Source organism: Citrobacter sp. Cm046 (assembly GCF_030333065.1).
GTDB lineage: Bacteria > Pseudomonadota > Gammaproteobacteria > Enterobacterales > Enterobacteriaceae > Citrobacter > Citrobacter murliniae.
The window spans coordinates 36908-62377 of record NZ_JAOWGP010000043.1 but is presented as its reverse complement, the minus strand read 5'-3'; the positions used below and the strand labels follow the sequence as shown (position 1 = coordinate 62377).

The following is a 25470-nucleotide window of genomic DNA, read 5'->3' as shown; positions in this document are numbered from 1 at the left end:
GGGACTCAATATCAGGAACAAGCATAGCGCTTTGTATGACAATACGCTTTCTCATTCAGCTTGTCTCTTGGTTGGCTGTGTTCATTCACCACGGTTTTGAAAATTCAGAGAATAACCTTAGCTTTCTTTGCCTCTCACGTTTAGGCTTACGGCAAACTGCGGTTTTTGTTATATTTTCGCTGCCTCATCGGGAAAAAATAAAGAGAGAATCAACATGAAATGGCTATGTTCTGTAGGTGTCGCGGTGAGCCTGGCGTTGCAGCCAGCGCTGGCGAGCTCCCTGTTTGGTAACCATCCACTGACGCCTGACGCGCGGGATGCCTTTGTTACCGATTTGCTCAAACAGATGACCGTGGATGAGAAGATCGGGCAATTACGTTTAATAAGCGTCGGGCCTGATAACCCGAAAGAAGCCATCCGCGAGATGATCAAAGACGGGCAGGTAGGGGCGATTTTTAACACCGTTACGCGCCAGGATATCCGCAAAATGCAGGATCAAGTGATGGAACTCAGTCGCCTGAAAATCCCTCTCTTTTTCGCCTATGACGTATTGCATGGCCAACGTACCGTATTCCCGATAAGCCTCGGCCTGGCATCGTCTTTTAATCTGGATGCCGTCAGAACGGTGGGGCGTATTTCCGCCTATGAAGCCGCAGACGATGGCCTGAATATGACCTGGGCGCCGATGGTCGATGTTTCGCGCGATCCACGTTGGGGACGCGCTTCTGAAGGTTTTGGGGAAGATACCTATTTAACCGCCACGATGGGGAAAACCATGGTGGAAGCGATGCAGGGTAAAAGCCCGGCCGATCGCTATTCCGTGATGACCAGCGTCAAGCACTTTGCCGCCTATGGTGCAGTAGAGGGCGGCAAAGAATACAACACCGTGGATATGAGTCCGCAGCGTTTGTTTAACGACTATATGCCGCCGTACAAAGCCGGACTTGACGCCGGGAGCGGTGCAGTGATGGTGGGACTTAATTCACTTAACGGCACGCCTGCGACTTCCGATGCCTGGCTGCTAAAAGACGTACTGCGTGACGATTGGGGCTTTAAAGGCATCACCGTTTCCGACCACGGTGCAATTAAAGAGCTGATAAAGCACGGCACCGCGTCCGATCCTGAAGATGCTGTGCGCGTGGCGATCAAGTCCGGCATTAACATGAGCATGAGCGATGAGTATTACAGTAAGTATCTGCCAGGCCTGATTAAATCAGGAAAAGTCACTATGGCAGAACTGGATGATGCTGCGCGTCACGTGCTGAATGTGAAATACGATATGGGGTTGTTTAACGATCCTTACAGCCATCTGGGGGCAAAAGAGTCAGACCCGCAGGACACAAACGCCGAAAGTCGTTTACACCGTAAAGAAGCGCGTGACGTGGCGCGTGAAAGCCTGGTGCTGCTGAAAAATCGTCTGGAAACGTTGCCGCTGAAAAAATCAGGTACCGTTGCTGTTATCGGGCCGCTGGCGGACAGCAAACGTGACGTGATGGGAAGCTGGTCCGCTGCCGGTGTTGCCGACCAGTCCGTGACGGTGCTGACAGGTATTAAAAATGCACTGGGTGAGAAGGGCAAAGTGGTGTATGCCAAAGGGGCGAATATCACCAACGATAAAGGTATTGTCGACTTCCTCAATCTGTATGAAGAGGCGGTGAAAGTTGACCCGCGCTCGCCGCAGGCGATGATTGATGAAGCGGTCAATGTGGCGAAGCAGTCCGATGTGGTTGTCGCAGTGGTCGGCGAGGCGCAGGGTATGGCGCATGAGGCATCCAGTCGTACCGATATCACTATCCCGCAGAGTCAGCGCGATCTGATTACCGCGCTGAAAGCAACCGGTAAACCGCTGGTACTGGTGCTGATGAACGGTCGTCCATTGGCGCTGGTGAAGGAAGATCAGCAGGCCGATGCGATTCTGGAAACCTGGTTTGCCGGAACGGAAGGCGGTAACGCCATCGCTGACGTGCTGTTTGGCGATTACAACCCGTCTGGAAAATTGCCGATGTCCTTCCCGCGTTCTGTCGGGCAGATCCCGGTCTATTACAGCCACCTGAATACCGGGCGTCCATATAACGCTGATAAGCCAAATAAATATACCTCGCGCTATTTTGATGAAGCGAATGGCCCGTTGTATCCATTTGGCTATGGTTTGAGCTACACCACGTTTACGGTTTCTGATGTGAAGCTCTCTTCGCCGACGATGAAACGTGACGGAACAGTAACGGCCAGCGTGCAGGTGACCAACACAGGTAAGCGCGAAGGTGCGACGGTGATCCAGATGTATTTACAGGATGTTACCGCGTCAATGAGCCGTCCGGTAAAACAACTGAAAGGGTTTGAGAAAGTGAACCTTAAACCTGGCGAAACTCAGACCGTCAGTTTCCCGATTGATATTGAGGCACTGAAATACTGGAACCAGCGCATGAAATATGATGCTGAACCGGGCAAATTTAACGTCTTCATCGGCGTTGATTCCGCCCGGGTGAAACAGGGTGAGTTTGAGCTACTGTAAACATTAGAGATGAATAAAGGGCCGGGAAACCGGCCTTTTTTATGGGCGCAGATATTGCGTCAGGGGGGATGAATCACCGGGTTAGTGCGAATAATTTCCTTCGTGGCCTCTTAGCTGGCAGGTTAATGCCAGATTTTTCGTCTATGCTTTTTCCTCAAGTCTCTGAAAAGGGCAATAAAAGGATGAGGAGAGCAGCATGACAATCTCAAAGGTATGGGCGGGATCGCTGGTGTTGTTAGCTGCGGTGAGCTTACCCTTGCAGGCCGCGTCACCCGTAACGGTCGGTTCAAAAATTGATACCGAAGGGGCGCTGCTCGGCAATATTATTTTGCAGGTACTTGAAAGCCACGGCGTGAAAACTGTCAATAAAGTGCAACTGGGTACCACACCAGTGGTGCGTGGGGCAATAACGTCTGGTGAGCTGGATATTTACCCGGAATATACCGGAAATGGTGCCTTCTTCTTTAAAGATGAAAATGATCCGGCCTGGAAAAATGCTCAGGCTGGATTTGAAAAGGTCAAAAAGCTGGATGCAGAACAGAATAAACTGGTCTGGTTAACACCAGCGCCTGCTAACAATACCTGGACCATCGCGGTACGTCAGGACGTTGCTGAAAAGAACAAACTCGTTTCACTGGCCGATCTGGGGCGCTACCTGAAAGAGGGCGGAACATTCAAACTGGCTGCCTCCGCGGAATTTATTGAACGGACTGACGCACTTCCCGCCTTTGAAAAAGCGTATGACTTCAAGCTTAATCAGAACCAGCTTTTATCGCTGGCTGGGGGAGATACGGCGGTGACAATTAAAGCCGCTGCGCAGCAGACATCGGGCGTTAATGCAGCAATGGCCTATGGAACCGATGGTCCCGTAGCCGCACTGGGATTACAAACTTTAAGTGATCCGCAAGGTGTTCAGCCAATTTATGCTCCTGCGCCGGTCGTGCGTGAATCGGTATTGAAGACTTATCCGCAAATAGAGGAATGGCTGCGACCGGTATTCGCCAGCCTGGATGAAAAAACGCTGCAACAACTTAATGCCAGTATCGCCGTTGAAGGGCTGGATGCGAAAAAAGTTGCAGCAGACTACCTGAAGCAAAAAGGATGGGTGAAGTAACGGATTTTGCAGCAGGTGAGTGTGGTGTCAAAGATATCAGTCAACCGGGTGCTGTTGCTGCTGGTTCTTCTTATGATGGCTGCCGCAGCGCTTCCTTTCATCAGCTATGCCCCTAATCGCCTCGTCTCCGGCGAAGGTCGCCAGCTCTGGGATATCTGGCCCGCAAGTGCGTGGGGGCTGGTGGTTCTATTTTTACTGCTGCTTTTTTTGTGCTTGCAACCCGGTAAGTCCGGCAGCGTATTCACGCTTGTCGTCATGCAACTGCTGGTGATTGCAGCACTGATGACCGCCGGGAAAATAGCAACCTGGCTTGCTCAGACGGGAAGCCCGCTGGCCAGAACCAGCCTCGGTAGTGGGTTCTGGCTTGGACTGGGTTTAATGCTGCTGGCATGCAGTGACGCCATTCGCCGTATCACATCTCAGCCACTCTGGCGTTGGATTCTGCATACACAAATTGCTGTCGTACCGCTGGCGTTGCTGTTCTTCGGCACATTCAACGATCTTTCTCTGCTCAAAGAGTATACCAATCGCCAGGACGTCTTCGATGATGCACTGGCGCAGCATCTGACTATCCTGGTTGGAACCGTTGTTCCTGCGCTGTTGATTGGCGTGCCGCTGGGGATTTGGTGCGCTTTATCTGCATCGCGGCAGGGGCCGGTATTTGCCGTACTGAACATCATTCAAACCATTCCTTCTGTGGCGTTGTTCGGCCTGCTGATCGCACCGCTTGCCGGTCTGGTTAATCATTTTCCCTGGCTAGGCAGGCTTGGGATTGCGGGAACCGGTCTGACACCGGCACTCATTGCTCTGGTGTTGTACGCATTATTACCGCTGGTGCGCGGCGTCGTGGCAGGACTGAACCAGGTTCCTCGTGATGTACTGGAAAGTGCCAGGGCAATGGGGATGAGTTCGCGTCAACGTTTTAGCGCGGTACAGCTCCCGCTGGCGCTGCCCGTTTTCTTGCGCAGTTTGCGCGTGGTGATGGTGCAGACGGTGGGGATGGCCGTCATTGCCGCACTGATTGGCGCGGGGGGATTTGGCGCGCTGGTTTTTCAGGGACTACTCAGTAGCGCTGTAGATCTGGTGCTGTTGGGCGTGATTCCGGTAGTTGTGCTGGCGGTGTTGATTGATGCGCTGTTTGATTTAGGCTTAGCTCTGCTGAAGGTGACAAACGATGATTGAATTTAGCCATGTCAGTAAAACCTATGGTCAACAAACGGCGGTCAACGATCTTAACCTGCATTTTCGCGAAGGCAGCTTTTCAGTATTAATTGGCACGTCAGGTTCGGGGAAATCCACCACGTTGAAAATGATAAATCGACTGGTGGAACATGACAGCGGTCAGATCCGCTTTGCCGGGGAGGAGATCCGCAGTCTGCCGGTGCTGGAGTTAAGACGGCGTATGGGGTACGCCATTCAGTCTATCGGATTGTTTCCACACTGGACTGTCGCGCAGAATATTGCCACCGTACCACAACTGCAAAAATGGTCGCGTTCGCGTATTGATGAACGAACAGAAGAACTGATGGCTTTACTGGGACTGGAAGCAGAGTTGCGTCACCGATATCCGCATCAGCTTTCCGGTGGGCAGCAGCAGCGTGTGGGGGTGGCACGTGCTCTGGCGGCGGATCCTCAGGTTTTTTTGATGGATGAGCCTTTTGGCGCGCTGGATCCGGTGACGCGCGGTGCCTTGCAGCAAGAGATGACCCGTATTCATCGCTTGCTTGGTCGCACTATTGTGCTGGTGACACACGATATCGACGAGGCGTTGAGGCTGGCGGAACATCTGGTATTGATGGATGCGGGTGAGGTCGTGCAGCAAGGAACACCGCTGTCGATGTTGACCGCTCCGGCTAATGATTTCGTTCAAACATTTTTTGGTCGCAGCGAACTTGGCGTGCGGCTCCTGTCGCTGCGAACTGTGGGCGATTTTATGCGACATGATACGCAACTGTGCGGGGAACCACTGGTCGATGAGATGACGTTACGTGATGCGCTCTCCGTTTTCGTGGCTCGCGGTTGTGAAGTCTTACCGGTGGTTAATTCACAGGGCGTTGCCTGCGGTACGCTTCATTTTCACGATTTGCTTACGGAGATACCGTACCGTGAAACGTCTGTCTGACCCGCTGCTCTGGCTTATTGCGCTTTTTCTGATCCTGCTGGCAGGCTTACCGCACAGCCAGGCACTGTTTGGCGCGCTGTTTCCACAGTTACCTCGTCCTGTTTATCAGCAGGAAAGTTTTATGGCACTGGCGCTGGCCCATTTTGCGCTGGTGGGGAGCTCCAGCCTGGTTGCCGTGATCATCGGTACAGGTGCGGGGATAGCGGTAACCCGTTCATGGGGGACTGAGTTTCGCCCCCTGGTGGAAACAATCGCCGCCGTGGGGCAAACTTTTCCACCGGTAGCTGTACTGGCGATCGCCGTACCCGTAATGGGTTTTGGTCCGGAGCCTGCCATTATTGCGCTGACCTTGTATGGCGTGCTCCCAGTTTTACAGGCAACGCTGGCAGGGTTGGGGGGAATTTCTGGCAGCGTGATGGATATCGCCCGCGGAATGGGGATGAGCGATGGGCAGAGACTGCGTAAAGTGGAGCTTCCGCTGGCGGCTCCGGTCATTCTGGCGGGAATTCGCACGTCGGTGATTATTAACATTGGCACCGCGACAATTGCTTCGACCGTTGGGGCAAACACGCTGGGAACGCCGATTATCATCGGACTAAGCGGATTCAATACTGCTTATGTAATTCAGGGAGCGCTGTTGGTCGCGTTGGCCGCAGTCATTGTCGATCGCGGGTTTGAGCGCTTATCGCACTACCTTACCCGGCACGTAAAATAAAGGTATAGCCTGCCAGCATTACACCGCCGATACCGCCGATGGCCATCAGCAGGAAGAGGGTTATTACACCGATTTTAGCTGCGCTCATTATGCACTCCTTATGTTGATTAAAGGATTGTACACGTTTGTTAATAGAATATTAAATGCCAAGTGGATAAATATCGTGGCCCAGCGCCCGCCATTCATCCAGTTGCTGTTGCTGAGCGGGGGTTTGACTTTCTCCACACCAGATGAGTAAAGTCCGACCTTCAAACAGTTCCGGTCGTAGCTGGTTTAGCGAATGTGCCAGCACATCAACCCGCCATCCCTGCTGACTGGCAACCCAACCCTCCAGCCATAATCGGGTGGTATCGTGAATATTCCAGCCGACGACCAGTGCATCTTTCCCCTGTTTTTTACGCGCCGACGCAAGGCAAATAGCAATGTAGTTGATGAGGACGCCATCAAGGATACCCAGTAACGCCTGGAGTACAGGCTGCTGACATTGCAGACGCCGCCGCAGAGGAATGAATAAATGTGTGTTAAGCGTCTGCGCGGGATAATCCTGGCCACGCTCCTTTATCCATACTCTGAGGCTATGCAAATTATTACTTTGCAAATAGCTCAATAAGGTTTCTTGTTGTTCACGCCAGCCGTTATGCACATCAATATTTTCATTACTGAGCAACATTTTTACTTTGCTGACCTGTACCCCATTATTTATCCAGCGTTTGATTTCGCGGATCCGGTCGATGTCAGCATCGTTAAACAGGCGATGACCGCCGTCTGTCCGTTGCGGTTTTAGTAATCCATAACGTCTCTGCCATGCGCGTAAAGTGACAGGATTGATATCACAAAGCAAAGCCACTTCACCTATTGTGTAAAGCGCCATCGTTGTCTCACTCATGCTCGCGAGGTCCCAGTTTTACTTTAGACGCTCTTTTGCGAACCAGGTAGTTTTGATTGTTTTTTGATCACAATGTGGGTGATATTGTGTCCGGACGGGCGCTTTTGAGTGATCGTTCTCACAAATTCTTTTTTTTTTGCAACAGTTCAAAGAAAGTTAAGCGTAGCCCATGTATGTTACGCCCTTTTAAGTGAAGTGTGGTTGGCGGGTATGTACGAGTTTAATCTGGTGTTGCTGCTGCTTCAGCAGATGTGTGTGTTTCTCGTTATCGCGTGGCTGATGAGCAAAACACGCCTGTTTATCCCGCTGATGCAGGTCACCATCCGGCTGCCTCACAAACTCCTCTGTTATGTTACCTTCTCCATCTTCTGCATTATGGGCACCTACTTTGGTCTGCATATTGAAGACTCGATTGCGAATACCCGAGCTATCGGTGCGGTGATGGGCGGCTTATTGGGTGGCCCGGTTGTCGGAGGTTTAGTTGGGCTGACCGGTGGCCTTCATCGTTACTCGATGGGCGGAATGACGGCCCTCAGCTGTATGATTTCGACCATCGTGGAAGGCCTGCTCGGAGGGCTGGTACACAGCGTGCTTACCCGCCGCGGTCGCACTGATAAAGTATTTAGCCCGCTGACGGCAGGTGCGATTACCTTTGTTGCTGAACTGGTACAGATGCTGATCATTTTATTGATTGCGCGTCCTTTTGAAAATGCGTTGCACCTTGTCAGTAACATTGCCGCACCGATGATGGTCACCAATACTGTGGGTGCGGCGTTGTTTATGCGTATTTTGCTCGACAAACGAGCCATGTTTGAAAAATACACTTCAGCGTTTTCTGCCACTGCGTTAAAAGTTGCTGCCTCGACGGAAGGTATTTTGCGTCAGGGGTTCAACGAGGTTAACAGCATGAAGGTCGCCCAGGTGTTGTACGAAGAGCTAGATATCGGCGCAGTGGCGATTACCGATCGCGAAAAGCTCCTGGCGTTTACCGGCATTGGCGACGATCATCACCTGCCAGGCCGGCCCATTTCATCCTCGTATACGCAACGGGCGATTGATACCGGAGAGGTGGTTTATGCCGATGGTAACGAAGTGCCGTACCGCTGCTCGCTGCATCCGCAATGCAAATTAGGCTCTACGCTGGTGATCCCGCTACGTGGTGAAAATCAGCGGGTGATGGGGACCATTAAACTGTATGAAGCTAAAAATCGTCTTTTTAGCTCAATTAACCGCACGCTGGGAGAAGGGATCGCCCAACTGCTATCGGCGCAGATTCTGGCCGGCCAGTACGAGCGTCAAAAAGCGATGCTCACGCAGTCAGAAATTAAGCTCTTGCATGCTCAGGTAAATCCACATTTTCTGTTTAATGCGCTCAATACCATTAAAGCCGTGATTCGACGCGACAGCGAACAGGCCAGCCAACTGGTGCAGTATCTCTCGACCTTCTTTCGCAAAAACTTAAAACGGCCATCAGAGATTGTGACGTTGGCCGATGAAATTGAGCACGTTAATGCTTATCTACAAATTGAAAAGGCGCGATTCCAGTCACGCTTGCAGGTGACCCTAACGGTTCCGGAAGAGCTTTCTCACCAGCAATTACCGGCTTTTACCTTGCAGCCGATAGTGGAGAATGCCATTAAGCACGGTACTTCACAGCTACTTGATACCGGTGAGGTGTCGATTACTGCCCGACGAGAAGGGCAGTATCTGATGCTGGATATCGAAGATAATGCCGGATTGTATCAGCCCACAACAGAAGCCAGCGGACTGGGTATGAATCTGGTAGATAAACGACTGCGGGAGCGGTTTGGTGATGATTTTGGCATCAGCGTAGCCTGCGAACCCGACCATTTTACCCGAATCACTTTACGACTTCCTCTGGAGGAACTGGCATGATCAAGGTGTTGATTGTGGATGATGAACCGTTAGCGCGGGAGAATCTGCGGATCCTGTTGCAGGAGCAAAGTGACATTGAGATTGTGGGGGAGTGTTCGAACGCGGTTGAGGCCATCGGTGCAGTACATAAATTGCGCCCGGATGTATTGTTCCTCGATATTCAGATGCCGCGGATTAGTGGCCTGGAAATGGTCGGTATGCTTGATCCGGAGCATCGTCCGTATATCGTTTTTCTGACCGCTTTCGATGAATATGCGGTTAAAGCTTTTGAAGAACACGCCTTTGATTATTTGCTCAAGCCGATAGAGGAAACGCGGCTGGAGAAAACGCTGATCCGTTTACGTCAGGAACGTACCAAGCAGGATGTGTCGCTGCTGCCGGAAAACCAGCAGATGCTTAAGTTTATTCCGTGTACTGGCCATAGCCGTATCTATCTGCTGCAAATGGATGATGTGGCGTTTATCAGCAGTCGTATGAGCGGTGTCTATGTCACCAGCAGCGATGGTAAAGAAGGCTTTACTGAACTTACATTGAGAACACTGGAAAGCCGTACTCCGCTGTTGCGCTGCCATCGACAATACCTGGTTAACATGGCGCAATTACAGGAGATCCGCCTGGAAGATAACGGCCAGGCAGAATTGATTTTACGCAACGGACTGACGGTCCCGGTAAGTCGTCGTTATCTTAAAAGTCTAAAAGAGGCGATTGGACTGTAAAACTGATACACTGCGCGCCATTGCATCACCGACAGTTGAAGACTCTATGCTAAGTAACGACATTCTTCGTAGCCTGCGCTACACCCTGAAAGCGAATAATAATGACATGGTGCGTATTCTTGCGCTCGCCGACATGGAATCCACCTCCGCAGGTTTCGACACCTGGATGACGAAAGAAGATGAAGAGGGTTTTGTTCGCTGCCCTGATATCATCCTCTCCGGTTTTTTAAACGGCCTTATCTACCATAAGCGCGGTAAAGATGATTCTGCGCCTGAACTGGCACTTGAGCGCCGCGTTAATAACAACACGGTGTTGAAAAAGCTGCGTATCGCCTTTTCACTGAAAACCGATGACATTCTGGCCATTATGACCCAGCAGAAGTTTCGCGTGTCGATGCCGGAGATCACCGCGATGATGCGCGCGCCGGACCACAAAAACTATCGTGAGTGTGGGGATCAGTTCCTGCGTTATTTCCTGCGTGGTTTGGTGATTCGCGAACACGCAAAGAAAGCGTAGCGCGTATTTATCTGTACTGAACCGCGATATAAAAAACGCTGCCGAAGCAGCGTTTTTTTATGCGGATTATTTCACCTGCTGACCAGGTTTTGCACCTTCGTCAGGACTTAACAGGAAGATATCTTTCCCGCCAGGGCCTGCGGCCATTACCATCCCTTCCGAAATACCGAAGCGCATTTTACGCGGCGCCAGGTTGGCAACCATCACGGTCAGACGACCAATCAGCACCTGTGGTTCCGGATAAGCAGAACGAATACCAGAGAAGACATTACGCTTTTCACCGCCCAGGTCCAGCGACAGGCGCAGCAGCTTGTCGGAACCTTCAACGAACTCAGCGTTTTCAATCAGCGCTACGCGCAGGTCAACTTTGGCAAAATCGTCAAAGGTGATGGTTTCCTGAATCGGGTCATCCGCCAGCGGACCGGTAACCGGTGCAACTGCTGCTTTCACCTCTTCTTTGGATGCCTCAACCAGCGCTTCAACTTGTTTCATGTCGATGCGGTTGTAGAGCGCCTTAAAGGTGTTGACCTTGTGGCCGAGCAGAGGCTGCTGAATGGCATCCCAGCTCAGCTCTGTGTTCAGGAACGCTTCGACACGCTCGCTCAGCGTTGGCAGAACCGGTTTCAGGTACGTCATCAGTACACGGAACAGGTTGATCCCCATAGAGCAAATCGCCTGCAGGTCGGCGTCACGGCCTTCCTGTTTCGCGACAACCCACGGAGCCTGTTCGTCGACGTAGCGGTTTGCTACGTCTGCCAGCGCCATGATTTCACGAATGGCTTTACCAAATTCACGGCTGTCCCATGCTTCACCAATAACTGCTGCGGCGTCGGTAAAGGTTTTGTACAGAGCCGGATCGGCCAGTTCTGCCGCCAGTACGCCATCAAAACGCTTACTGATAAAACCTGCGTTACGAGAAGCCAGGTTCACCACTTTATTGACGATATCGGCATTAACACGCTGAACAAAGTCTTCCAGGTTCAGGTCGATGTCATCAATACGCGAAGAGAGCTTCGCTGTGTAGTAGTAGCGCAGGCTGTCGGCATCAAAATGCTTCAGCCAGGTGCTGGCCTTAATGAACGTACCACGAGACTTGGACATCTTCGCACCGTTTACCGTGACATAACCGTGTACGAACAGGTTGGTCGGCTTACGGAAGTTGCTGCCTTCCAGCATGGCAGGCCAGAACAGGCTGTGGAAATAGACGATATCTTTACCGATGAAATGATACAGCTCGGCGTCGGAATCTTTCTTCCAGTATTCGTCAAAGCTGGTGGTATCGCCGCGCTTGTCGCACAGGTTCTTGAAGGAGCCCATGTAGCCAATCGGCGCGTCCAGCCAGACGTAGAAATATTTGCCTGGAGCGTTCGGTATTTCAAAACCAAAGTACGGCGAGTCGCGGGAGATATCCCACTGCTGCAGGCCGGATTCAAACCATTCCTGCATTTTATTTGCCACTTGTTCCTGCAGCGCGCCGCTGCGCGTCCATGCCTGCAGCATTTCGCTGAACGACGGCAGGTCGAAGAAGAAGTGTTCGGAGTCACGCATTACCGGCGTCGCGCCGGAAACGACGGATTTCGGTTCGATAAGTTCGGTTGGGCTGTAGGTCGCGCCACATACTTCACAGTTATCGCCGTACTGATCCGCAGCCTTACATTTCGGGCAGGTACCTTTTACAAAACGGTCCGGCAGGAACATACCTTTTTCCGGATCGTAAAGCTGGGAGATGGTACGGTTCTTAATAAAACCGTTTTCCTTCAGGCGTGTGTAAATCAGCTCGGACAACTCGCGGTTCTCTTCGCTATGCGTTGAGTGGTAGTTGTCGTAGCTGATGTCAAAACCTGCAAAATCAGTCTGATGCTCCTGACTCATTTCACCGATCATCTGCTCAGGTGTGATACCAAGTTGCTGTGCTTTCAGCATGATTGGCGTACCGTGTGCGTCGTCCGCGCAGATGAAGTTAACCTGGTGGCCGCGCATTCGCTGGTAACGGACCCAGACATCAGCCTGGATGTGCTCCAGCATATGGCCGAGGTGGATAGAGCCGTTGGCGTACGGCAGCGCGCACGTTACCAGAATTTTCTTCGCGACTTGAGTCATAGTGGGCAATTACTTCTTTTGTAGTGAAAAGGGCTTTGATAGTACCAAAATGGTAATTACTGCGCCAAGCGATAAGGACATTTATCCACAAATGAATAATTGCGACGGTTGGAGTAAACTACCCGATGACAATCGTATTTTCAGAACAACAAAAAGGAGTCGGGATGAACCCACAATCCCAGGCCAAATCACCAGAAACCCTGCGCGCCATGGTCGCCGGGACGCTGGCGAATTTTCAGCATTCAACCCTGAAGCATAATCTGACGACGCTTAAAGCGTTGCATCATGTCGCCTGGATGGATGACACGTTGCACGTAGAGCTGGTCATGCCATTCGTCTGGCACAGTGCGTTTGAGGTATTAAAAGAGCAGTGCAGTGCCGATTTACTGCGTATCACTGGTGCGAAAGCGATTGACTGGAAGCTGTCGCATAACATTGCGACGCTGAAGCGCGTGAAAAACCAGCCGGGTATTAATGGTGTGAAGAACATCATCGCCGTTAGTTCAGGTAAAGGTGGGGTAGGTAAATCATCTACTGCCGTTAACCTTGCACTGGCGCTCGCGGCAGAAGGGGCGAAAGTCGGTATTCTTGATGCCGATATTTATGGTCCCTCTATTCCGACCATGCTCGGTGCAGAAAATCAGCGTCCGACCTCGCCAGATGGCACCCATATGGCGCCGATTATGTCTCATGGCCTGGCAACCAACTCCATTGGTTATCTGGTAACGGACGACAACGCGATGGTGTGGCGAGGCCCAATGGCCAGCAAGGCGCTGCTGCAGATGCTGCAGGAGACCTTATGGCCGGATCTTGATTATCTGGTACTGGATATGCCGCCGGGTACTGGTGACATTCAGTTGACGCTGGCGCAGAACATTCCGGTGACAGGGGCAGTTGTTGTGACTACGCCGCAGGATATCGCGCTAATCGATGCTAAAAAAGGCATCGTCATGTTTGAAAAAGTGGAAGTGCCGGTATTAGGCATTGTTGAGAACATGAGTATGCATATCTGCAGTAACTGTGGCCACCACGAGCCGATTTTTGGCACTGGTGGTGCGCAGAAACTGGCAGAACAGTACCATACCCAACTACTGGGACAAATGCCGCTGCATATTACCCTGCGCGAAGATCTCGATCGTGGCACGCCGACGGTTATCAGCCGCCCTGACAGCGAATTCACGGCGATTTACCGCGACCTGGCGGGACGTGTGGCAGCACAGCTTTACTGGCAGGGAGAAGTGATCCCGGGTGAGATTGCTTTCCGCGCCGTGTAATTTACGCTGCACATATTCACCGCATTAATGAATTATTGATGCGGTGAATATTTTAAATAAATAGTCGCGATTTATTGTTTACCCTGAGTTAATAAACCTCAATTTTATCCAAAAATAAATCTGTAACCCATCATTTAAATTGATCAAATCTATTCCCTTAATCTACAATTTCTATTGGTCGGGGCGGATACTTTCGCTCACAGGACACTGAACAAACTGTGTTTATGCCGTTTTACGTTAACTACAGGAATAACGTTAAAAATGAAAAACCGTTTGCTGATGGGGATAATAGTTCTGGGTTATGGAATAGGCTCACCTGCCTTTGCTTCTGATACTGCGACATTAACCATTAGCGGAACGGTCACCGCTCCCACCTGCAGTACCGATGTTGTGGAAAATCAACTCCAACAGCGATGTGGTAATACCACCCACCTTTCCAGTACATCCGATGTGGTTTCAGCGCCAGCCAGAGGCGTGATGACCGAAGTCGTTGCCGTCCAGGGTGATGCAACGCGACAGATTGTGCTAAATCGTTATGACTAATATCTATTTTATTCAGCACATATTATTTCAATGAATAATGTGTGTATTTTTTATTTGCTTAATGGATAATTACGAACAGTTAATTGCATCGATTTATTAATTCTTAATATATTGTTAAATGAAATTTATTTGTTGCAATTATATTGCTGGATTTCATTTGTTTTAAATCAATAAAACAATGCGTTTACATTGCGTTAACGATCTTCCTATGAGAATTTAATTCCCGGAGTTAACAGCTCTTACAAATAGAAATTAATTCATTAAGGAAGATACTATGAAACGTTCAGTTATTTCTGCTGCTGTGCTGACTGCTGTATTTATGAGCGCTGGGGCTTTTGCTGTTGATTCTGACCAGGGCGAGTTGGTTATTACCGGTAAGGTAACAGGAACGACATGTAAATTTGTGGGAGATACTACTGCGACAATCGGCATGAACCAGATTGGTGCTGACCGGTTGAATGCTCTGACTCTGGGGGGAGTTTATGATGGATATTCTAATCAGACAACAACACCTCTGACAGTTGAATGTACGGGTACTGAAGCGCCAAGAATTACTTTCTCCAGTTCTCAATTCGACAGCGCAAATAAGTACATTACACGGAATACGGCATCGAGTAATGGTGCTGGTTTTGCAGTTTACTATGGTAATGATTTTACTCAACAGGTTAACCCTGGCACGGGTATTAATTTAACCAAGACAAGTGATAACAAATATATTCTGAACTTTAAAGCTCGTTATGCGAAAGCTGGCAATGCTGTTACTGCTGGTGATGTTGCTTCTTCACTGACAATGACCGTTGTTACTGATTAATTGATTAATATCCTTTTTGTCGGCGGCTATGGCCGCCGGTTATTTCTGTAGCAAGGATAATTATAATGAAAAAAATATTAGTCTTATTGTTGCTTGGCACAGTATTGCCAGCGTGGGGGGGCATCTATATTTACGGCACCCGTGTTATTTATCCGGCGCAAAAAAAAGAGATTATTGTACAGTTAATGAATGAAGGTAATCGCAGCGCACTTGTCCAGTCGTGGATTGACGATGGTGATACCAGTCTGCCACCAGAGAAAATTCAGGTGCCGTTTGTGATGACTCCGCCGGTAGTTCGTGTCAGTGGCGGTTCCGGTCAGCAACTGAAAATTAAACAACTGGCAAATACTCTACCGAAAGATCGAGAAAGCTTATTTTTCCTTAATGTATTAGATATTCCTCCTAATTCATCAGACTCCGAAAGTAAGAATATAATTAAATTTGCTATGCAAAATCGTATTAAATTTATTTACCGTCCACAAAGTGTTGCTGGTGTAACTAAAGATAGTTTTGCCCATCTGAAGATCAGGTATGTCGGTGGTGGTTTAAATATAAAAAATGATTCGGCTAACTGGATAACTATTCCTGAGTTAATGGGAAATAAAAAAATCAATACAGAAACGTTGATGCTGGCGCCATGGTCGGATAAAACGCTGAATACCACCACTATTGTTAATTATTACAAAGTTACTCTTATTGATGATCACGGCAATTACTTGAGTGAAAATATAAAAGTCGATAAATAGCTCAAGGACTGGCTATGTCAAAGATAAATTCTATTACACTGGCCATTTTGTCAGTGCTAACGAATCCAGCCGTATGGGCTGAAGAGGAATCGTTTGATACTCATTTTATGATCGGCGGTTTAAATGGTGAGAAAATTTCTCACTATCAGATTGATGGCGATAAGCCGATGCCCGGCATGTATGAAATGGATGTCTATCTAAATAAGCAGTGGCGCGGGCATTACGATATCAATATTAAAGCTGACCCGGAGATGACATGCTTATCATGGGTGCAGTTGCAGCAAATTGGTATTCGTACTGAAGGTATTAAAGCTGATAAAAATGAAGATTGCGTACCGCTACGTGCGGCAGTACAGGGTGGTAGCATTGGGTATGATATCGGGCAATTTGTACTGAATTTGAACGTGCCTCAGGCATATGTGAATGAATATGAGTCGGGTTATATGCCTCCCGAAACCTGGGAACGAGGGATTAACGCATTTTACACTTCTTATTATGCCAGCCAGTATTACAGTAATTATAAGCATGGTGGCGATGATAAAAGCAGTTATGTGAGTCTGAACAGCGGATTGAACGTACTGGACTGGCAGCTGCATTCGAATGCTAACTATACGAAAGGCAACGAGGGCAGAGGTGAGTGGAAAAGTAATACCTTATATGTGGAACGTGGTATTCCGTCGATCCTTAGCACGTTGCGCGCTGGAGACATGTATACCAGTTCGGATATTTTTGACGCTGTACGGTTTCGCGGCGTACGTATCTGGCGTGATATGCAAATGTTGCCAAACTCGAAACAGCGCTTTACACCGGTGGTACGTGGCATAGCGCAGAGCAACGCGCTGGTGTCTATTGAACAAAACGGTTTTGTTATTTATCAGAAAGAGGTCTCTCCGGGGCCTTTCGCTATTGATGATTTGCAGCTTGCCGGTGGTGGAGCGGATCTGGATGTTAGTGTGAAAGAGGCCGATGGTTCGATAAGACATTATCTGGTGCCTTATTCATCGGTACCCAATATGTTGCAGGCTGGGGTAGCGAAATATGATTTCGCTGCCGGACGTAGCAATATTGAAGGTGCGAGCAATCAGTCTGATTTTATCCAGGGTAGTTATCAGTATGGATTGAATAATCTGCTAACTGCATATGGTGGTTCAATGTTGTCGGAGAACTACTATTCATTTGTGCTCGGTACTGGATGGAACACGCCGATTGGTGCGATCTCGGTAGATGGAACTCGCTCACACAGTGAACAGGATAACGGCGTTTTTGACGGGCAGAGTTATCAGGTCGCGTGGAACAAATATGTCGCGCAGACCGGAACTCAGTTTGCGCTGGCGGCCTATCGCTACTCTTCGCGGGATTACCGTACTTTCAACGATCATGTGTGGGCGAATAACAAAAATAGTTATGATCGAGACGAAAATGATGCGTATGACATTGCAGACTACTACCAATATGACTTTGGTCGTAAGAATAGCTTTTCCCTCAACATCAACCAGGCATTGCCTGATAGCTGGGGATTTCTGGCTGTTAGCGGCCTGTGGCGCGATTACTGGGGCCGTAGCGGAACCGGTAAAGATTATCAGTTGAGCTATTCGAACACTTGGCAACGTATCAGTTATACCTTATCTGCCAGCCAGACGTATGATGAAGAAAACCGTCAGGATAAACGTTTTAACCTGTATATCTCTATTCCATTCTCCTGGGGCGATGGGATTGCCACTCGGCGGCGCGATCTGTTTGTTTCCAATTCAACGACGTTCGATGATGACGGTTATCAGTCGAATAACACCAGTTTAAGTGGGGTGGCGGGTAACCGTGATCAATTCAGCTACGGTGCTAATTTCAGTCATCAGCAGCAGGGAAGTGAGACCGCGGCGAGCGGCAGTTTAGTATGGCGCATGCCAGTGGCGACGCTCGGCGGCAGTTACAGTCAATCGAATCAATATCAACAGGTCAGCGGCAATATTCAGGGAGGGATTGTGGCGTGGTCTGACGGTGTCGCCCTAACTCCCCGACTTTCAGAAACTTTCGCCATTATAAAAGCCCCAGGCCTGCAGGGTGCGGCGGTGCAGGGACAGCGTTATTTAACGACGGACAGCAAAGGCTATGCTGTTTATGACAGTCTGACTCCATACCGCGAAAATATGCTGATGCTGGATCTTTCCGACAGCAACAGCGATGTGACATTACTGGGAAATCACAAAGGCACAGTGCCTTATCGTGGCGCGGTTGTGATGGCGGAGTTTGAAACTGACCGGCGTAAATCCTGGAACTTCCGTGCTCAACGGACGGACGGTTCTCCATTATCGTTTGGCTATGAAGTGGAGGATAATACCGGCAATAACGTTGGTTTGGTCGGCCAGGGCAGTCGATTATTTATTCGCACCGACGACATTCCTGCTTCTGTACGTGTTGCGGTTAATAAACAACAGGGACAATTCTGCACAATTATCTTTGAGAAGATGATTGATGAGAGCAAAGTCTATATTTGCCAGTAAGGATGATAAATATGAAAGAGTATATATGTCTAATATTTTTGCTGTTGTCATCCTTTGGGTTACAGGCGAAATGTACTTTTGATAATTCAAACGCGGCAACGCCAGTTGTTAATCTGGATATGACTACAGGAGTTGCGGTAGTGAAACTAAATATCAACGCTACTGGTAATATAAAATGCAATGCCAATAGTGATAATTTATATTACGCCACACCATTGCAGGACTATATTGTTGCTTTTCAGGGTAGTAGTGGTAATAGAGTTTTAATTAAGATTAACTTAATCGGAGATGGTTTTCCTGTAAGCATAGGAAATAGAACGGTTAGTGCCGGAGAAATACTGAATGATAAAGTTTTTACAGTGACGGCATCTTATGTAAATTCAGGAACTGCAAAGCAGACGGTATCTGGCAATGCATTTAATCTGAGTGATCCCGCAGTGAGCATTACCTCAGAAAACACCTGTACATCCAACTGGTTAAGTTATCTCTATTGTTGGATTACAGGACGATTGTCAAACTCTTCAGCCTTTACTCAGAATATTAATTTTACTGTGACACACAAACCTACAACCTGCCGGTTTTCAGAATCTACATACAAAATCCAAATGCCAGAGACCACATTAAATGACATAGTAGGCACGACTAATACCAAATCAGGTACTGCAAATCTGGTATTGAACTGCGATAGTGTGTACAACGTTACTACTAATCCGGTAAGTTTTATCGTTTCACGTGGTGACTGGAACGAGAGTGGTACAATATTGAAAAATACCTTCATTAATGGTGCAAAAGGCGTTGGCTTCCAGATATATAATGGCACTGCGACTACGCCATTAAGACGCGGAGATATATTAATGAACAGGATTGTTAAAATGGCAGCAATCAGTAATCAGTACACGTTTCCGATTATCGCAAAGTACGTGCGAGTCGCAGAGGAACCATTGCAACCAGGTGAAATGCAGAGCAAAGTGATATTTGCTGTATCCTATGATTAATTAATATTATTATGACAGTCTGGTGAACTCACGTACTTTCATTCCGAAAGTACGTGTATGTATTTTATCACCGGTGATAAAAAATCTCGCCGTCATAGGCTTTAATGATCTTCCCGTCGGCATCATTAATCAGTACATATGCGCCACCCATATAGGTCCAGTGTGTGCCTGCGGCTGGTGCTGGCAGGTTGCGCTGATTCCACTGCTTAATGGCGTACTCATCAGTACGGTACAACTGAGGGACTGTGTCTCCTGGTTTGAAATGGGTAAAGTCGGCAATAAAACCACTTAGCTCATACTTATCAATCCCCTTGGGGGCAGCTGTTGCGGCTGGCGCGGCCCAAACAACGCTGGTCGTGAGTAATAATGCACCCAACAACATTTTGTTCTTCATACCCATCCTCTCTACTTATTCGGGTCGTCAAAATCAGTCGTGTATCATTCTCATCGTACAGGGCTTCTGACAAGCACTATTTTGTTATGACTCCCAGAATTTCGTAAAAAGTGTAAATAAAAACGTAGAGATACGCCACTCATGATGTAGGTCGGCAAGGCGTTGAATCGGGCTAATCAGGATGAGGGAGAATTCTCCGTAACATTGAGTCCAGCAAACCGCGACCAGTCATAATTTCGGATAACGGAAACCAGTGCCTCAACACCTGGACTCATTCTTTTATTCCGGGGACAAACCAGGGCGTAACGGGCCTGAGGAAGAATTTCCCTGACAGGTAGCTCCCGCAACTGAAATCCTTCGAAAGGGGATGACATTGCTCGCGCCAGTACCGTGATATACCCAGCATGCATCACCAGATTAAAAATAGTGATCACTGAGTCAGTATGTATTACCCGGTCAGTGTTGACGACGTTATGCTCTAACAACTCGGACAACGCCTGGTAGTATCCCATATCTGTCTGGGGCAATACCCAGCGAGCTTGTCGCAGAGCGTTCAATGTTTCACATGCTGCAAGGGGGTGATCTTGCCGGGAAATGAATGCAAACTCTGCACTAAAGAGTGGCCAGACATACAAATTCTGAACTGGCATATCTGGTGTCACTGTTCCAATAGCGAAATCAAGTCTGCCTTCCCGCAAATCCGGTAGCAGGGATGAGAGTTGGGCTTCGTTCATTGATATCTGAGCAATCGGATAGCGCCGGGTAAATTGCGTAATAATATCCGGCATTGCGGTAAAACCGATCAGAGATGAAAATCCAAAAGCGAGTTCCATAACCGGTTCATCGAGGATCCTGCGCATATCATTGACGGCCAGCGATAAATCTTTAAGAACCGTTCTGGCATGCGGAAGTAATATTTTGCCAGCATCACTCAATTCAATGCCGGTGTTATTTCGGATTATTAGCTCTGTACCAAAATAGTCTTCAATATCATGAATGGTTTTAGTAACCGAGGGCTGTGTGAGTCCCAGCGATCTTGCTGCAGCCCGGATACTCCCACAGCGAACGACTTCCTGAAACACGATAAAATATTGTGTCTTTGGCAGGGCATGCATAAATAAGCTCTCATACAAAGTAATTATACTTATATTCCCATAAAACAAATGCGCAGACTAAGCAAAAATGGCTTTTTTTATTTTGTGATACAGATAACGATTTGCTTTATAGTGTTGATTTTACTCGTAAAATAATATCTATTTTTTCTTCGTTTTTGACTTAAATCAAAATAACGGAAACAGTGATAACTTTTTTTTATCACTATAGTTTTTCACAGTCTTATGCTCTGGATTATTTGACTTCATGATAAACCCGTACCCCTTAGTTCTCTATCATGGAGTCTGATCATGAGTTCATATGATAAAAGTGAAAATGAACGTTCATTGGTTAAAATAATAATGGCAGTGTTAATTATCGTGGTTGTATCTGAATGGATTGGAGTGACTTCAATACACATCGGTAAAACAACTATTAATTTTTTACCGATGCTCTACGCCGTTGTCCTTGGCGTTATAATAACCCCTGATTTGTTGGGCAACTATATAAAACCACTCGGGAAATTTATTTCTCGTAAAGAAATAAGCATCACCGGCAATGTGGTGATGCTGGCATTGCTTCCCCTGGGCGTTAAATATGGCACTCTGGTGGGACCAAACATTAGGGCGGTGATTAATGCGGGGCCTGCTCTTATCCTCCAGGAAATTGGCAACCTTGGTTCAGTGTTAATCGCCATGCCAGTTGCCCTGATGCTAGGGATGCGCCGGGAATCTATCGGTGCTTGCTCAAGTATTTCTCGTGAACCTTCACTGGGCGTTATTGGCGAAAAATATGGTATCGAGAGTCCGGAAGGCACTGGTGTTCTTGGTACTTACCTCGTCGGCTCGGTTATCGGAACAGTCTATTTCGGGATCATTAGTCCATTAGGGCTGCAAATTGGACTGAACCCCTTATCTCTGGCTGTCGCTTGTGGACTGGGATCCGGAAGTATGATGGCCGCAGCTTCCGCCTCACTTGCCGCCGCCGTACCTGCAATGTCCTCGCAAATTCTGGCATTCGCTGCAACAAGTAACATGCTGGCCGCATTCACGGGTATGTATGCACTGATCTTTCTCGCTCTTCCCCTGAGTAACCTGATGTATCGCGTGTTACCTCATAAAAATACCCAGATCCCAGCGGAGAAATAACCATGACACTTAAAGAACACCTTGCGAGTACCCGCATCATTATTCCGTGCATTGCCCTGGTTCTGGTCGCTCAGTGGGTTGGAAAAGGGATGTCCCCACTGGCTGCAATCCCCGGTGCGTTGATGATGTTGGCCATTATTCTGGTATCACTGCAAATCAAAGCCTGGCTGCCGAGACTGCCGCTTCCTGCATTTGCATGGGCCACACTGATTGCACTCTTACTCAGCATTCCATACTCACCAGTGAGTGAAATATTCATGCGTTACACCAACAGGATTGATTTTCTGGCCACGACTACACCCTTGTTGGCGTTCGCAGGACTGTCTGTTGGAAACAGTCTCGACAAACTGAAATCTCTCAGCTGGCGCATTGTCATCATTTCATTACTGGTCTTTACCACCGCCTTCTTCGGCGCTGCTTTTGTGGCCCAGTTCATCCTGAACATCCAGGGCATTATCTGATTAACAAGCGAGTAAATTATGGAATATCAAACCTACCTTGATTACGGCATCAGCATGCGTCGACATTTTCACCAGTACCCGGAACTGGGTCGAGAGGAATGTGAAACCCGGAGTTTTTGTATTCATCAGCTCAAAGATATGGGGTATACAGTTACTGATTGTTTTCATACGGGTTTTTATGCCGACCTATATGTCGATACGGCTTTTCCAGTGATTGCATTCCGCGCTGATATGGATGCTTTACCGGCAACAGAAAAACCCGGTGAGGTGGTTATCTCTCAGTATCCTGGGGCTGCGCATCTGTGCGGACATGATCTGCATATGGCTATCGCACTGACTGCCGCGAAGATCATGAGCGATCAGCGGATGAACCTTAAGGCTAACATACGCTTTTTGTTCCAACCTTCGGAAGAAATGTTCCGTGGAGGGGCAAAAGGAATGATCGAGAAAGGTTGCCTGGACGGAGTTGATCAGGTTTACGGTTTGCATAATGACCCGCAGATAGATTGCGGTCAGATAGCCATTAGTCCGGGCATCATGTCCTCTAACGGCGATCAGTTCAGGTTGATGATTGAAGGCAAGAGTGCTCATGCTTCTGCCCCCCATCTGGGATTGGATGCGTTGTCGGAAGCCGTCCGTCTGCTGAATGAGTTCAGAGCAATTATTACTGATCACGTTGATCCCAACAAAGCCGCACTGATTTCCACATGTATGCTTAAAGCTGGTGAAGCGCCCAATATTTTAGCCCGAACGGCAGAGTTGCAGGGTTCTATTCGTTCATTTGATAAAGATGTCCAAAAAACAATGATTCGGCATTTTATGGAAGAAATTCAGGAGACTCGTCGGAGAGGGTATACCGCAGAACTTGAAATGAAGGGTTACCCGGCTATCAGTAATCATCCAGCAGAGGCCCAGAAATTGATAGATATTGCCCGTCAGTTCCTTGGGAGTGAAAATGTCCTGACCGGGCATCCGCCAATGGTGGGATCTGAGGATTTCTCGTTTTTCCTGGAAGAAAAGCCAGGTGCCTTTTTCTTTCTTGGCAGTGGCGATCACAGCAAAGGAATTAGCAACCCGCTGCATTCTAATCCCTTTATTGTTAATGAGAATTGCATTCTTACTGGTGCCACACTGTTTGCCATGCTTGCTGGTTTGTGACGCTCCCAGCAACCCACTAATATACTTAAGAGGCTACAATTGTGGCCTCATTTCTCAGTGAAAGTAACGCCGATTTTATTCTCAGAGAAAGCATAACCAGGGGTTTATGTTAATTCAGAATAAGAAACAGTACCGTCACGACTAAAAAAGTGAACCCGGCGATAATGGGAAGATGCAACATACTGGAAGGGGATAGTGTGTTTTCCTGCTGCGTTGCTGGTGGATAAGGGTAATACTCGCCTTTGGGCATTTCACTGGTATGAACGTTCTCTTCTTTGCGCGTTTTTTTGGCACTATTGCGAGATTCGTACATTTTTGTCTCTTCCTGTTGCATCTTATCCAATATATCGAGCCCCTCTTTAGGGCGCCGAGATGGCGTACTTTCGCGTCGTTCTTTGACCAGCACCGTTTGTTCTTTTATCTCTGGAAATTCCGCCGTTCCTGCTTTTTCAGGATTGGCTGAAGGGGATGCCTCCTGAGTGGAGTGAACCTTTATTCTGGAAAATAGTGCCGGAAATTGAATGGGTTGCTGGTTTTCCTCATTCGGGGGGAGCTTCTGAGTACTTTCTGTTGTCACCGACAAACTGTCAGTGGCTATACGAGTCATCGGTGCTTGTGTGGTGACGAGTTCGGGCGAGCGGCGAGAAGCGGCAAGAGTTTCATCTGGTAACCTCAACGTACCGATTTTACCCGTTAACACAATGGGGGACGCAGTTTGTTCCCGCTTGCCCCCCTCTATGCCAGGTTTTTCAGTGCCAGCGGGTTGGCTGCGGTCTGGCGTTGCGGGTTGTGGCGATATTTTATCTGAAGGAGCAGGGGAGCGGTTTGGTAATGTTGGAGCTGTTGGCGGCGGTGCTAATTGCAAACGAGTGGATTTTATCAGCGATGGAGATGCTGAATAATGCTGTTCAGGTTCAGGTTCAGGTTCAGGTTCAGGTTCAGGTTCAGGTTCAGGCTGAATATCCTCATCCAGAAGATATTTTGTCGCTGCCAGCAATACCTCTCTTTTTATCGTTTCCGGTTGAGGCGGTTGTAGCGAAGATTCCGCTATCTCAACAACTGATGTGACGATGGCACTGTCAGTTTGTACGGTTTTATTGCCATTTGCATTTTCTGATGAAAAGGCCGAGCGCAGTGAGCCAACAAATAAACGCTGAGCAATGGCCCTGGCTGGACGAAGTGGTGTCATCATGATTTAAATTTCCAATTTATCTCTGGAAGTAAAACGACAGAACCAGTGGGAAACTTAAAAGCGAGTTGTTTTTAATCTCAAATGAATGAATGGAGATGTGAGACGTTGCGAATGTTATTTTTGACGTTCAGGGCGATAAATTTAGGTATTTCGCTTCTTTACTAAGTATCAAAGTGAGTTCGGTAGAACAGAACTGAGAGCCACTGAGCATTTTTCTAAGCCTGACGATGTACTATCAGACTAAGACGCATCATAAAATGTAAGGAAACTGCCAAAATGTCAAAAACGCTCACCGCTGAAAAATTCGACAGTGCCAAAACTTTTACCGGGCTGGATTTCATCGCGCGTAGCCTGGTTATGATGGAATCAAACGGGACTCAATTGAGTCCCGAGGAAGTCGCCGGGAATATGACCGATGAACAAAAAGAAATTTTTCTGGCGCGTCTCGATTTTCACAGAAACAGGCATGCTAACAATAAGTGATTATTAGGTGTTGATGTTTCTGCTGTTGGCTTGTATCAGATATAAAGATGGGATACCTGGCAAGGACTTGCATCAGCAAACGACTTCCTCTACGCTG

Annotated in this window: 24 protein-coding genes; 18 read left to right on the top strand and 6 right to left on the bottom strand. The window is 48.3% G+C overall.

From position 1 onward, the window contains the following. Nucleotides 1-214 precede the first annotated feature (214 nt). From bglX to OGX98_RS16090, 5 genes are all read left to right on the top strand, one after another. Entirely contained in the window at nucleotides 215-2512 is a 2298-nt protein-coding gene (gene bglX / locus OGX98_RS16110) for a beta-glucosidase BglX (RefSeq protein ID WP_284096290.1), read from the top strand. Nucleotides 2513-2708: 196 nt separating this feature from the next. Then, entirely contained in the window at nucleotides 2709-3626 is a 918-nt protein-coding gene (gene osmF / locus OGX98_RS16105) for a glycine betaine ABC transporter substrate-binding protein OsmF (RefSeq protein WP_045444969.1), read from the top strand. A gap of 15 nt (nucleotides 3627-3641) precedes the next feature. Further along, nucleotides 3642-4808 (top strand): ABC transporter permease, encoded by a 1167-nt coding sequence (locus OGX98_RS16100; protein WP_502873404.1) that lies wholly within the window; start codon nucleotides 3642-3644, stop codon nucleotides 4806-4808. Further along, nucleotides 4801-5748 carry an ABC transporter ATP-binding protein gene (locus OGX98_RS16095; RefSeq protein ID WP_286595562.1) on the top strand — a complete coding sequence of 316 codons (948 nt, stop codon included), beginning with the start codon at nucleotides 4801-4803 and terminating at the stop codon, nucleotides 5746-5748. Before OGX98_RS16100 ends, OGX98_RS16095 begins: the two co-directional genes overlap by 8 nt. Continuing rightward, on the top strand, nucleotides 5732-6463 hold the full coding sequence (locus tag OGX98_RS16090) for an ABC transporter permease (RefSeq protein WP_286595561.1): 732 nt from the start codon (nucleotides 5732-5734) through the stop codon (nucleotides 6461-6463). The genes OGX98_RS16095 and OGX98_RS16090 overlap by 17 nt, the downstream gene beginning before the upstream one ends. Here the strand turns inward: OGX98_RS16090 and OGX98_RS16085 are convergent. Both OGX98_RS16085 and mlrA read right to left on the bottom strand, forming a co-directional pair. Beyond that, nucleotides 6444-6551, bottom strand: a complete 108-nt coding sequence (locus OGX98_RS16085) for a protein YohO (RefSeq protein ID WP_003027354.1) — start codon at nucleotides 6549-6551, stop codon at nucleotides 6444-6446. The genes OGX98_RS16090 and OGX98_RS16085 overlap by 20 nt on opposite strands. 51 nt (nucleotides 6552-6602) lie before the next feature. Next, nucleotides 6603-7334 carry an HTH-type transcriptional regulator MlrA gene (gene mlrA, locus OGX98_RS16080; protein ID WP_045449701.1) on the bottom strand — a complete coding sequence of 244 codons (732 nt, stop codon included), beginning with the start codon at nucleotides 7332-7334 and terminating at the stop codon, nucleotides 6603-6605. Nucleotides 7335-7559: 225 nt separating this feature from the next. Between mlrA and OGX98_RS16075 the strand changes: the two genes are divergently transcribed. The 3 genes from OGX98_RS16075 to OGX98_RS16065 are packed head-to-tail and all read left to right on the top strand — an operon-like array spanning nucleotide 7560 to nucleotide 10478. After that, complete coding sequence (locus OGX98_RS16075) at nucleotides 7560-9245, top strand: sensor histidine kinase (RefSeq protein ID WP_045444957.1); 1686 nt, start codon at nucleotides 7560-7562, stop codon at nucleotides 9243-9245. Then, nucleotides 9242-9961 carry a two-component system response regulator BtsR gene (gene btsR / locus OGX98_RS16070; RefSeq protein WP_045444954.1) on the top strand — a complete coding sequence of 240 codons (720 nt, stop codon included), beginning with the start codon at nucleotides 9242-9244 and terminating at the stop codon, nucleotides 9959-9961. Before OGX98_RS16075 ends, btsR begins: the two co-directional genes overlap by 4 nt. Before the next feature lie 46 nt (nucleotides 9962-10007). Beyond that, entirely contained in the window at nucleotides 10008-10478 is a 471-nt protein-coding gene (locus OGX98_RS16065; RefSeq protein ID WP_045449699.1) for a YehS family protein, read from the top strand. Nucleotides 10479-10544: 66 nt separating this feature from the next. On the opposite strand, the gene metG is transcribed toward OGX98_RS16065, so the two are convergent. Further along, a complete protein-coding gene (gene metG / locus OGX98_RS16060; RefSeq protein WP_045444951.1) occupies nucleotides 10545-12578 on the bottom strand; it encodes a methionine--tRNA ligase in 2034 nt (677 codons plus the stop codon). Nucleotides 12579-12742: 164 nt separating this feature from the next. Between metG and apbC the strand changes: the two genes are divergently transcribed. From apbC to OGX98_RS16030, 6 genes are all read left to right on the top strand, one after another. After that, a complete protein-coding gene (gene apbC / locus OGX98_RS16055) occupies nucleotides 12743-13852 on the top strand; it encodes an iron-sulfur cluster carrier protein ApbC (RefSeq protein WP_048221056.1) in 1110 nt (369 codons plus the stop codon). 261 nt (nucleotides 13853-14113) lie between these two features. Next, nucleotides 14114-14395 (top strand): DUF2574 family protein, encoded by a 282-nt coding sequence (locus tag OGX98_RS16050; protein WP_045444945.1) that lies wholly within the window; start codon nucleotides 14114-14116, stop codon nucleotides 14393-14395. A 274-nt stretch (nucleotides 14396-14669) separates the two neighbouring features. Continuing rightward, nucleotides 14670-15206: a fimbrial protein YehD gene (gene yehD / locus OGX98_RS16045; protein WP_286492447.1), complete on the top strand. Its 537-nt coding sequence runs from the start codon at nucleotides 14670-14672 to the stop codon at nucleotides 15204-15206. A gap of 65 nt (nucleotides 15207-15271) precedes the next feature. Continuing rightward, entirely contained in the window at nucleotides 15272-15952 is a 681-nt protein-coding gene (locus OGX98_RS16040) for a fimbrial assembly chaperone (protein WP_286595560.1), read from the top strand. A 14-nt stretch (nucleotides 15953-15966) separates the two neighbouring features. Beyond that, on the top strand, nucleotides 15967-18450 hold the full coding sequence (locus OGX98_RS16035; RefSeq protein WP_286595559.1) for a fimbrial biogenesis outer membrane usher protein: 2484 nt from the start codon (nucleotides 15967-15969) through the stop codon (nucleotides 18448-18450). Nucleotides 18451-18461: 11 nt separating this feature from the next. Next, the gene (locus OGX98_RS16030; RefSeq protein WP_286595558.1) at nucleotides 18462-19445 is read left to right on the top strand and encodes a fimbrial protein; all 984 of its coding nucleotides are present in this window, start codon (nucleotides 18462-18464) and stop codon (nucleotides 19443-19445) included. A 67-nt stretch (nucleotides 19446-19512) separates the two neighbouring features. Here the strand turns inward: OGX98_RS16030 and OGX98_RS16025 are convergent, their stop codons facing one another. Then, nucleotides 19513-19845, bottom strand: coding sequence for an RcnB family protein (locus OGX98_RS16025; protein WP_144243075.1), 333 nt, complete (start codon nucleotides 19843-19845; stop codon nucleotides 19513-19515). Nucleotides 19846-20015: 170 nt separating this feature from the next. Next, nucleotides 20016-20954 (bottom strand): transcriptional regulator TdcA, encoded by a 939-nt coding sequence (gene tdcA / locus OGX98_RS16020; RefSeq protein WP_286595557.1) that lies wholly within the window; start codon nucleotides 20952-20954, stop codon nucleotides 20016-20018. A gap of 288 nt (nucleotides 20955-21242) precedes the next feature. Here tdcA and OGX98_RS16015 point away from each other — a divergent pair, with 288 nt between their 5' ends. Genes OGX98_RS16015 through OGX98_RS16005 form a run of 3 tightly spaced genes read left to right on the top strand, consistent with a single transcriptional unit; the run spans nucleotide 21243 to nucleotide 23698 of the window. After that, a complete protein-coding gene (locus tag OGX98_RS16015; protein ID WP_286595556.1) occupies nucleotides 21243-22079 on the top strand; it encodes a DUF3100 domain-containing protein in 837 nt (278 codons plus the stop codon). A gap of 2 nt (nucleotides 22080-22081) precedes the next feature. Then, entirely contained in the window at nucleotides 22082-22540 is a 459-nt protein-coding gene (locus OGX98_RS16010; RefSeq protein ID WP_045444921.1) for a hypothetical protein, read from the top strand. 18 nt (nucleotides 22541-22558) lie between these two features. Next, nucleotides 22559-23698, top strand: coding sequence for a M20 metallopeptidase family protein (locus OGX98_RS16005; RefSeq protein WP_048221063.1), 1140 nt, complete (start codon nucleotides 22559-22561; stop codon nucleotides 23696-23698). 109 nt (nucleotides 23699-23807) lie between these two features. Here the strand turns inward: OGX98_RS16005 and OGX98_RS16000 are convergent, their stop codons facing one another. Continuing rightward, nucleotides 23808-24890 carry a hypothetical protein gene (locus OGX98_RS16000; protein WP_286595555.1) on the bottom strand — a complete coding sequence of 361 codons (1083 nt, stop codon included), beginning with the start codon at nucleotides 24888-24890 and terminating at the stop codon, nucleotides 23808-23810. 276 nt (nucleotides 24891-25166) lie between these two features. Between OGX98_RS16000 and OGX98_RS15995 the strand changes: the two genes are divergently transcribed. Next, a complete protein-coding gene (locus tag OGX98_RS15995; protein WP_225761160.1) occupies nucleotides 25167-25373 on the top strand; it encodes a glycogen synthase in 207 nt (68 codons plus the stop codon). The last annotated feature ends 97 nt before the right edge of the window (nucleotides 25374-25470 follow it).

What these genes read in the sequence shown, in the direction of transcription:
- OGX98_RS16010 (WP_045444921.1), top strand. Translation starts at nt 22,082, where the DNA reads ATGACACTTAAAGAACACCTTGCGAGTACCCGCATCATTATTCCGTGC.
- mlrA (WP_045449701.1), bottom strand. Translation starts at nt 7,334, where the DNA reads ATGGCGCTTTACACAATAGGTGAAGTGGCTTTGCTTTGTGATATCAAT.
- OGX98_RS16025 (WP_144243075.1), bottom strand. Translation starts at nt 19,845, where the DNA reads ATGGGTATGAAGAACAAAATGTTGTTGGGTGCATTATTACTCACGACC.
- osmF (WP_045444969.1), top strand. Translation starts at nt 2,709, where the DNA reads ATGACAATCTCAAAGGTATGGGCGGGATCGCTGGTGTTGTTAGCTGCG.
- OGX98_RS16065 (WP_045449699.1), top strand. Translation starts at nt 10,008, where the DNA reads ATGCTAAGTAACGACATTCTTCGTAGCCTGCGCTACACCCTGAAAGCG.
- OGX98_RS16030 (WP_286595558.1), top strand. Translation starts at nt 18,462, where the DNA reads ATGAAAGAGTATATATGTCTAATATTTTTGCTGTTGTCATCCTTTGGG.
- metG (WP_045444951.1), bottom strand. Translation starts at nt 12,578, where the DNA reads ATGACTCAAGTCGCGAAGAAAATTCTGGTAACGTGCGCGCTGCCGTAC.
- OGX98_RS16040 (WP_286595560.1), top strand. Translation starts at nt 15,272, where the DNA reads ATGAAAAAAATATTAGTCTTATTGTTGCTTGGCACAGTATTGCCAGCG.
- OGX98_RS15995 (WP_225761160.1), top strand. Translation starts at nt 25,167, where the DNA reads ATGTCAAAAACGCTCACCGCTGAAAAATTCGACAGTGCCAAAACTTTT.
- OGX98_RS16075 (WP_045444957.1), top strand. Translation starts at nt 7,560, where the DNA reads ATGTACGAGTTTAATCTGGTGTTGCTGCTGCTTCAGCAGATGTGTGTG.
- yehD (WP_286492447.1), top strand. Translation starts at nt 14,670, where the DNA reads ATGAAACGTTCAGTTATTTCTGCTGCTGTGCTGACTGCTGTATTTATG.
- OGX98_RS16005 (WP_048221063.1), top strand. Translation starts at nt 22,559, where the DNA reads ATGGAATATCAAACCTACCTTGATTACGGCATCAGCATGCGTCGACAT.
- btsR (WP_045444954.1), top strand. Translation starts at nt 9,242, where the DNA reads ATGATCAAGGTGTTGATTGTGGATGATGAACCGTTAGCGCGGGAGAAT.
- OGX98_RS16085 (WP_003027354.1), bottom strand. Translation starts at nt 6,551, where the DNA reads ATGAGCGCAGCTAAAATCGGTGTAATAACCCTCTTCCTGCTGATGGCC.
- OGX98_RS16000 (WP_286595555.1), bottom strand. Translation starts at nt 24,890, where the DNA reads ATGATGACACCACTTCGTCCAGCCAGGGCCATTGCTCAGCGTTTATTT.
- tdcA (WP_286595557.1), bottom strand. Translation starts at nt 20,954, where the DNA reads ATGCATGCCCTGCCAAAGACACAATATTTTATCGTGTTTCAGGAAGTC.
- OGX98_RS16095 (WP_286595562.1), top strand. Translation starts at nt 4,801, where the DNA reads ATGATTGAATTTAGCCATGTCAGTAAAACCTATGGTCAACAAACGGCG.
- bglX (WP_284096290.1), top strand. Translation starts at nt 215, where the DNA reads ATGAAATGGCTATGTTCTGTAGGTGTCGCGGTGAGCCTGGCGTTGCAG.
- OGX98_RS16035 (WP_286595559.1), top strand. Translation starts at nt 15,967, where the DNA reads ATGTCAAAGATAAATTCTATTACACTGGCCATTTTGTCAGTGCTAACG.
- apbC (WP_048221056.1), top strand. Translation starts at nt 12,743, where the DNA reads ATGAACCCACAATCCCAGGCCAAATCACCAGAAACCCTGCGCGCCATG.
- OGX98_RS16015 (WP_286595556.1), top strand. Translation starts at nt 21,243, where the DNA reads ATGAGTTCATATGATAAAAGTGAAAATGAACGTTCATTGGTTAAAATA.
- OGX98_RS16050 (WP_045444945.1), top strand. Translation starts at nt 14,114, where the DNA reads ATGAAAAACCGTTTGCTGATGGGGATAATAGTTCTGGGTTATGGAATA.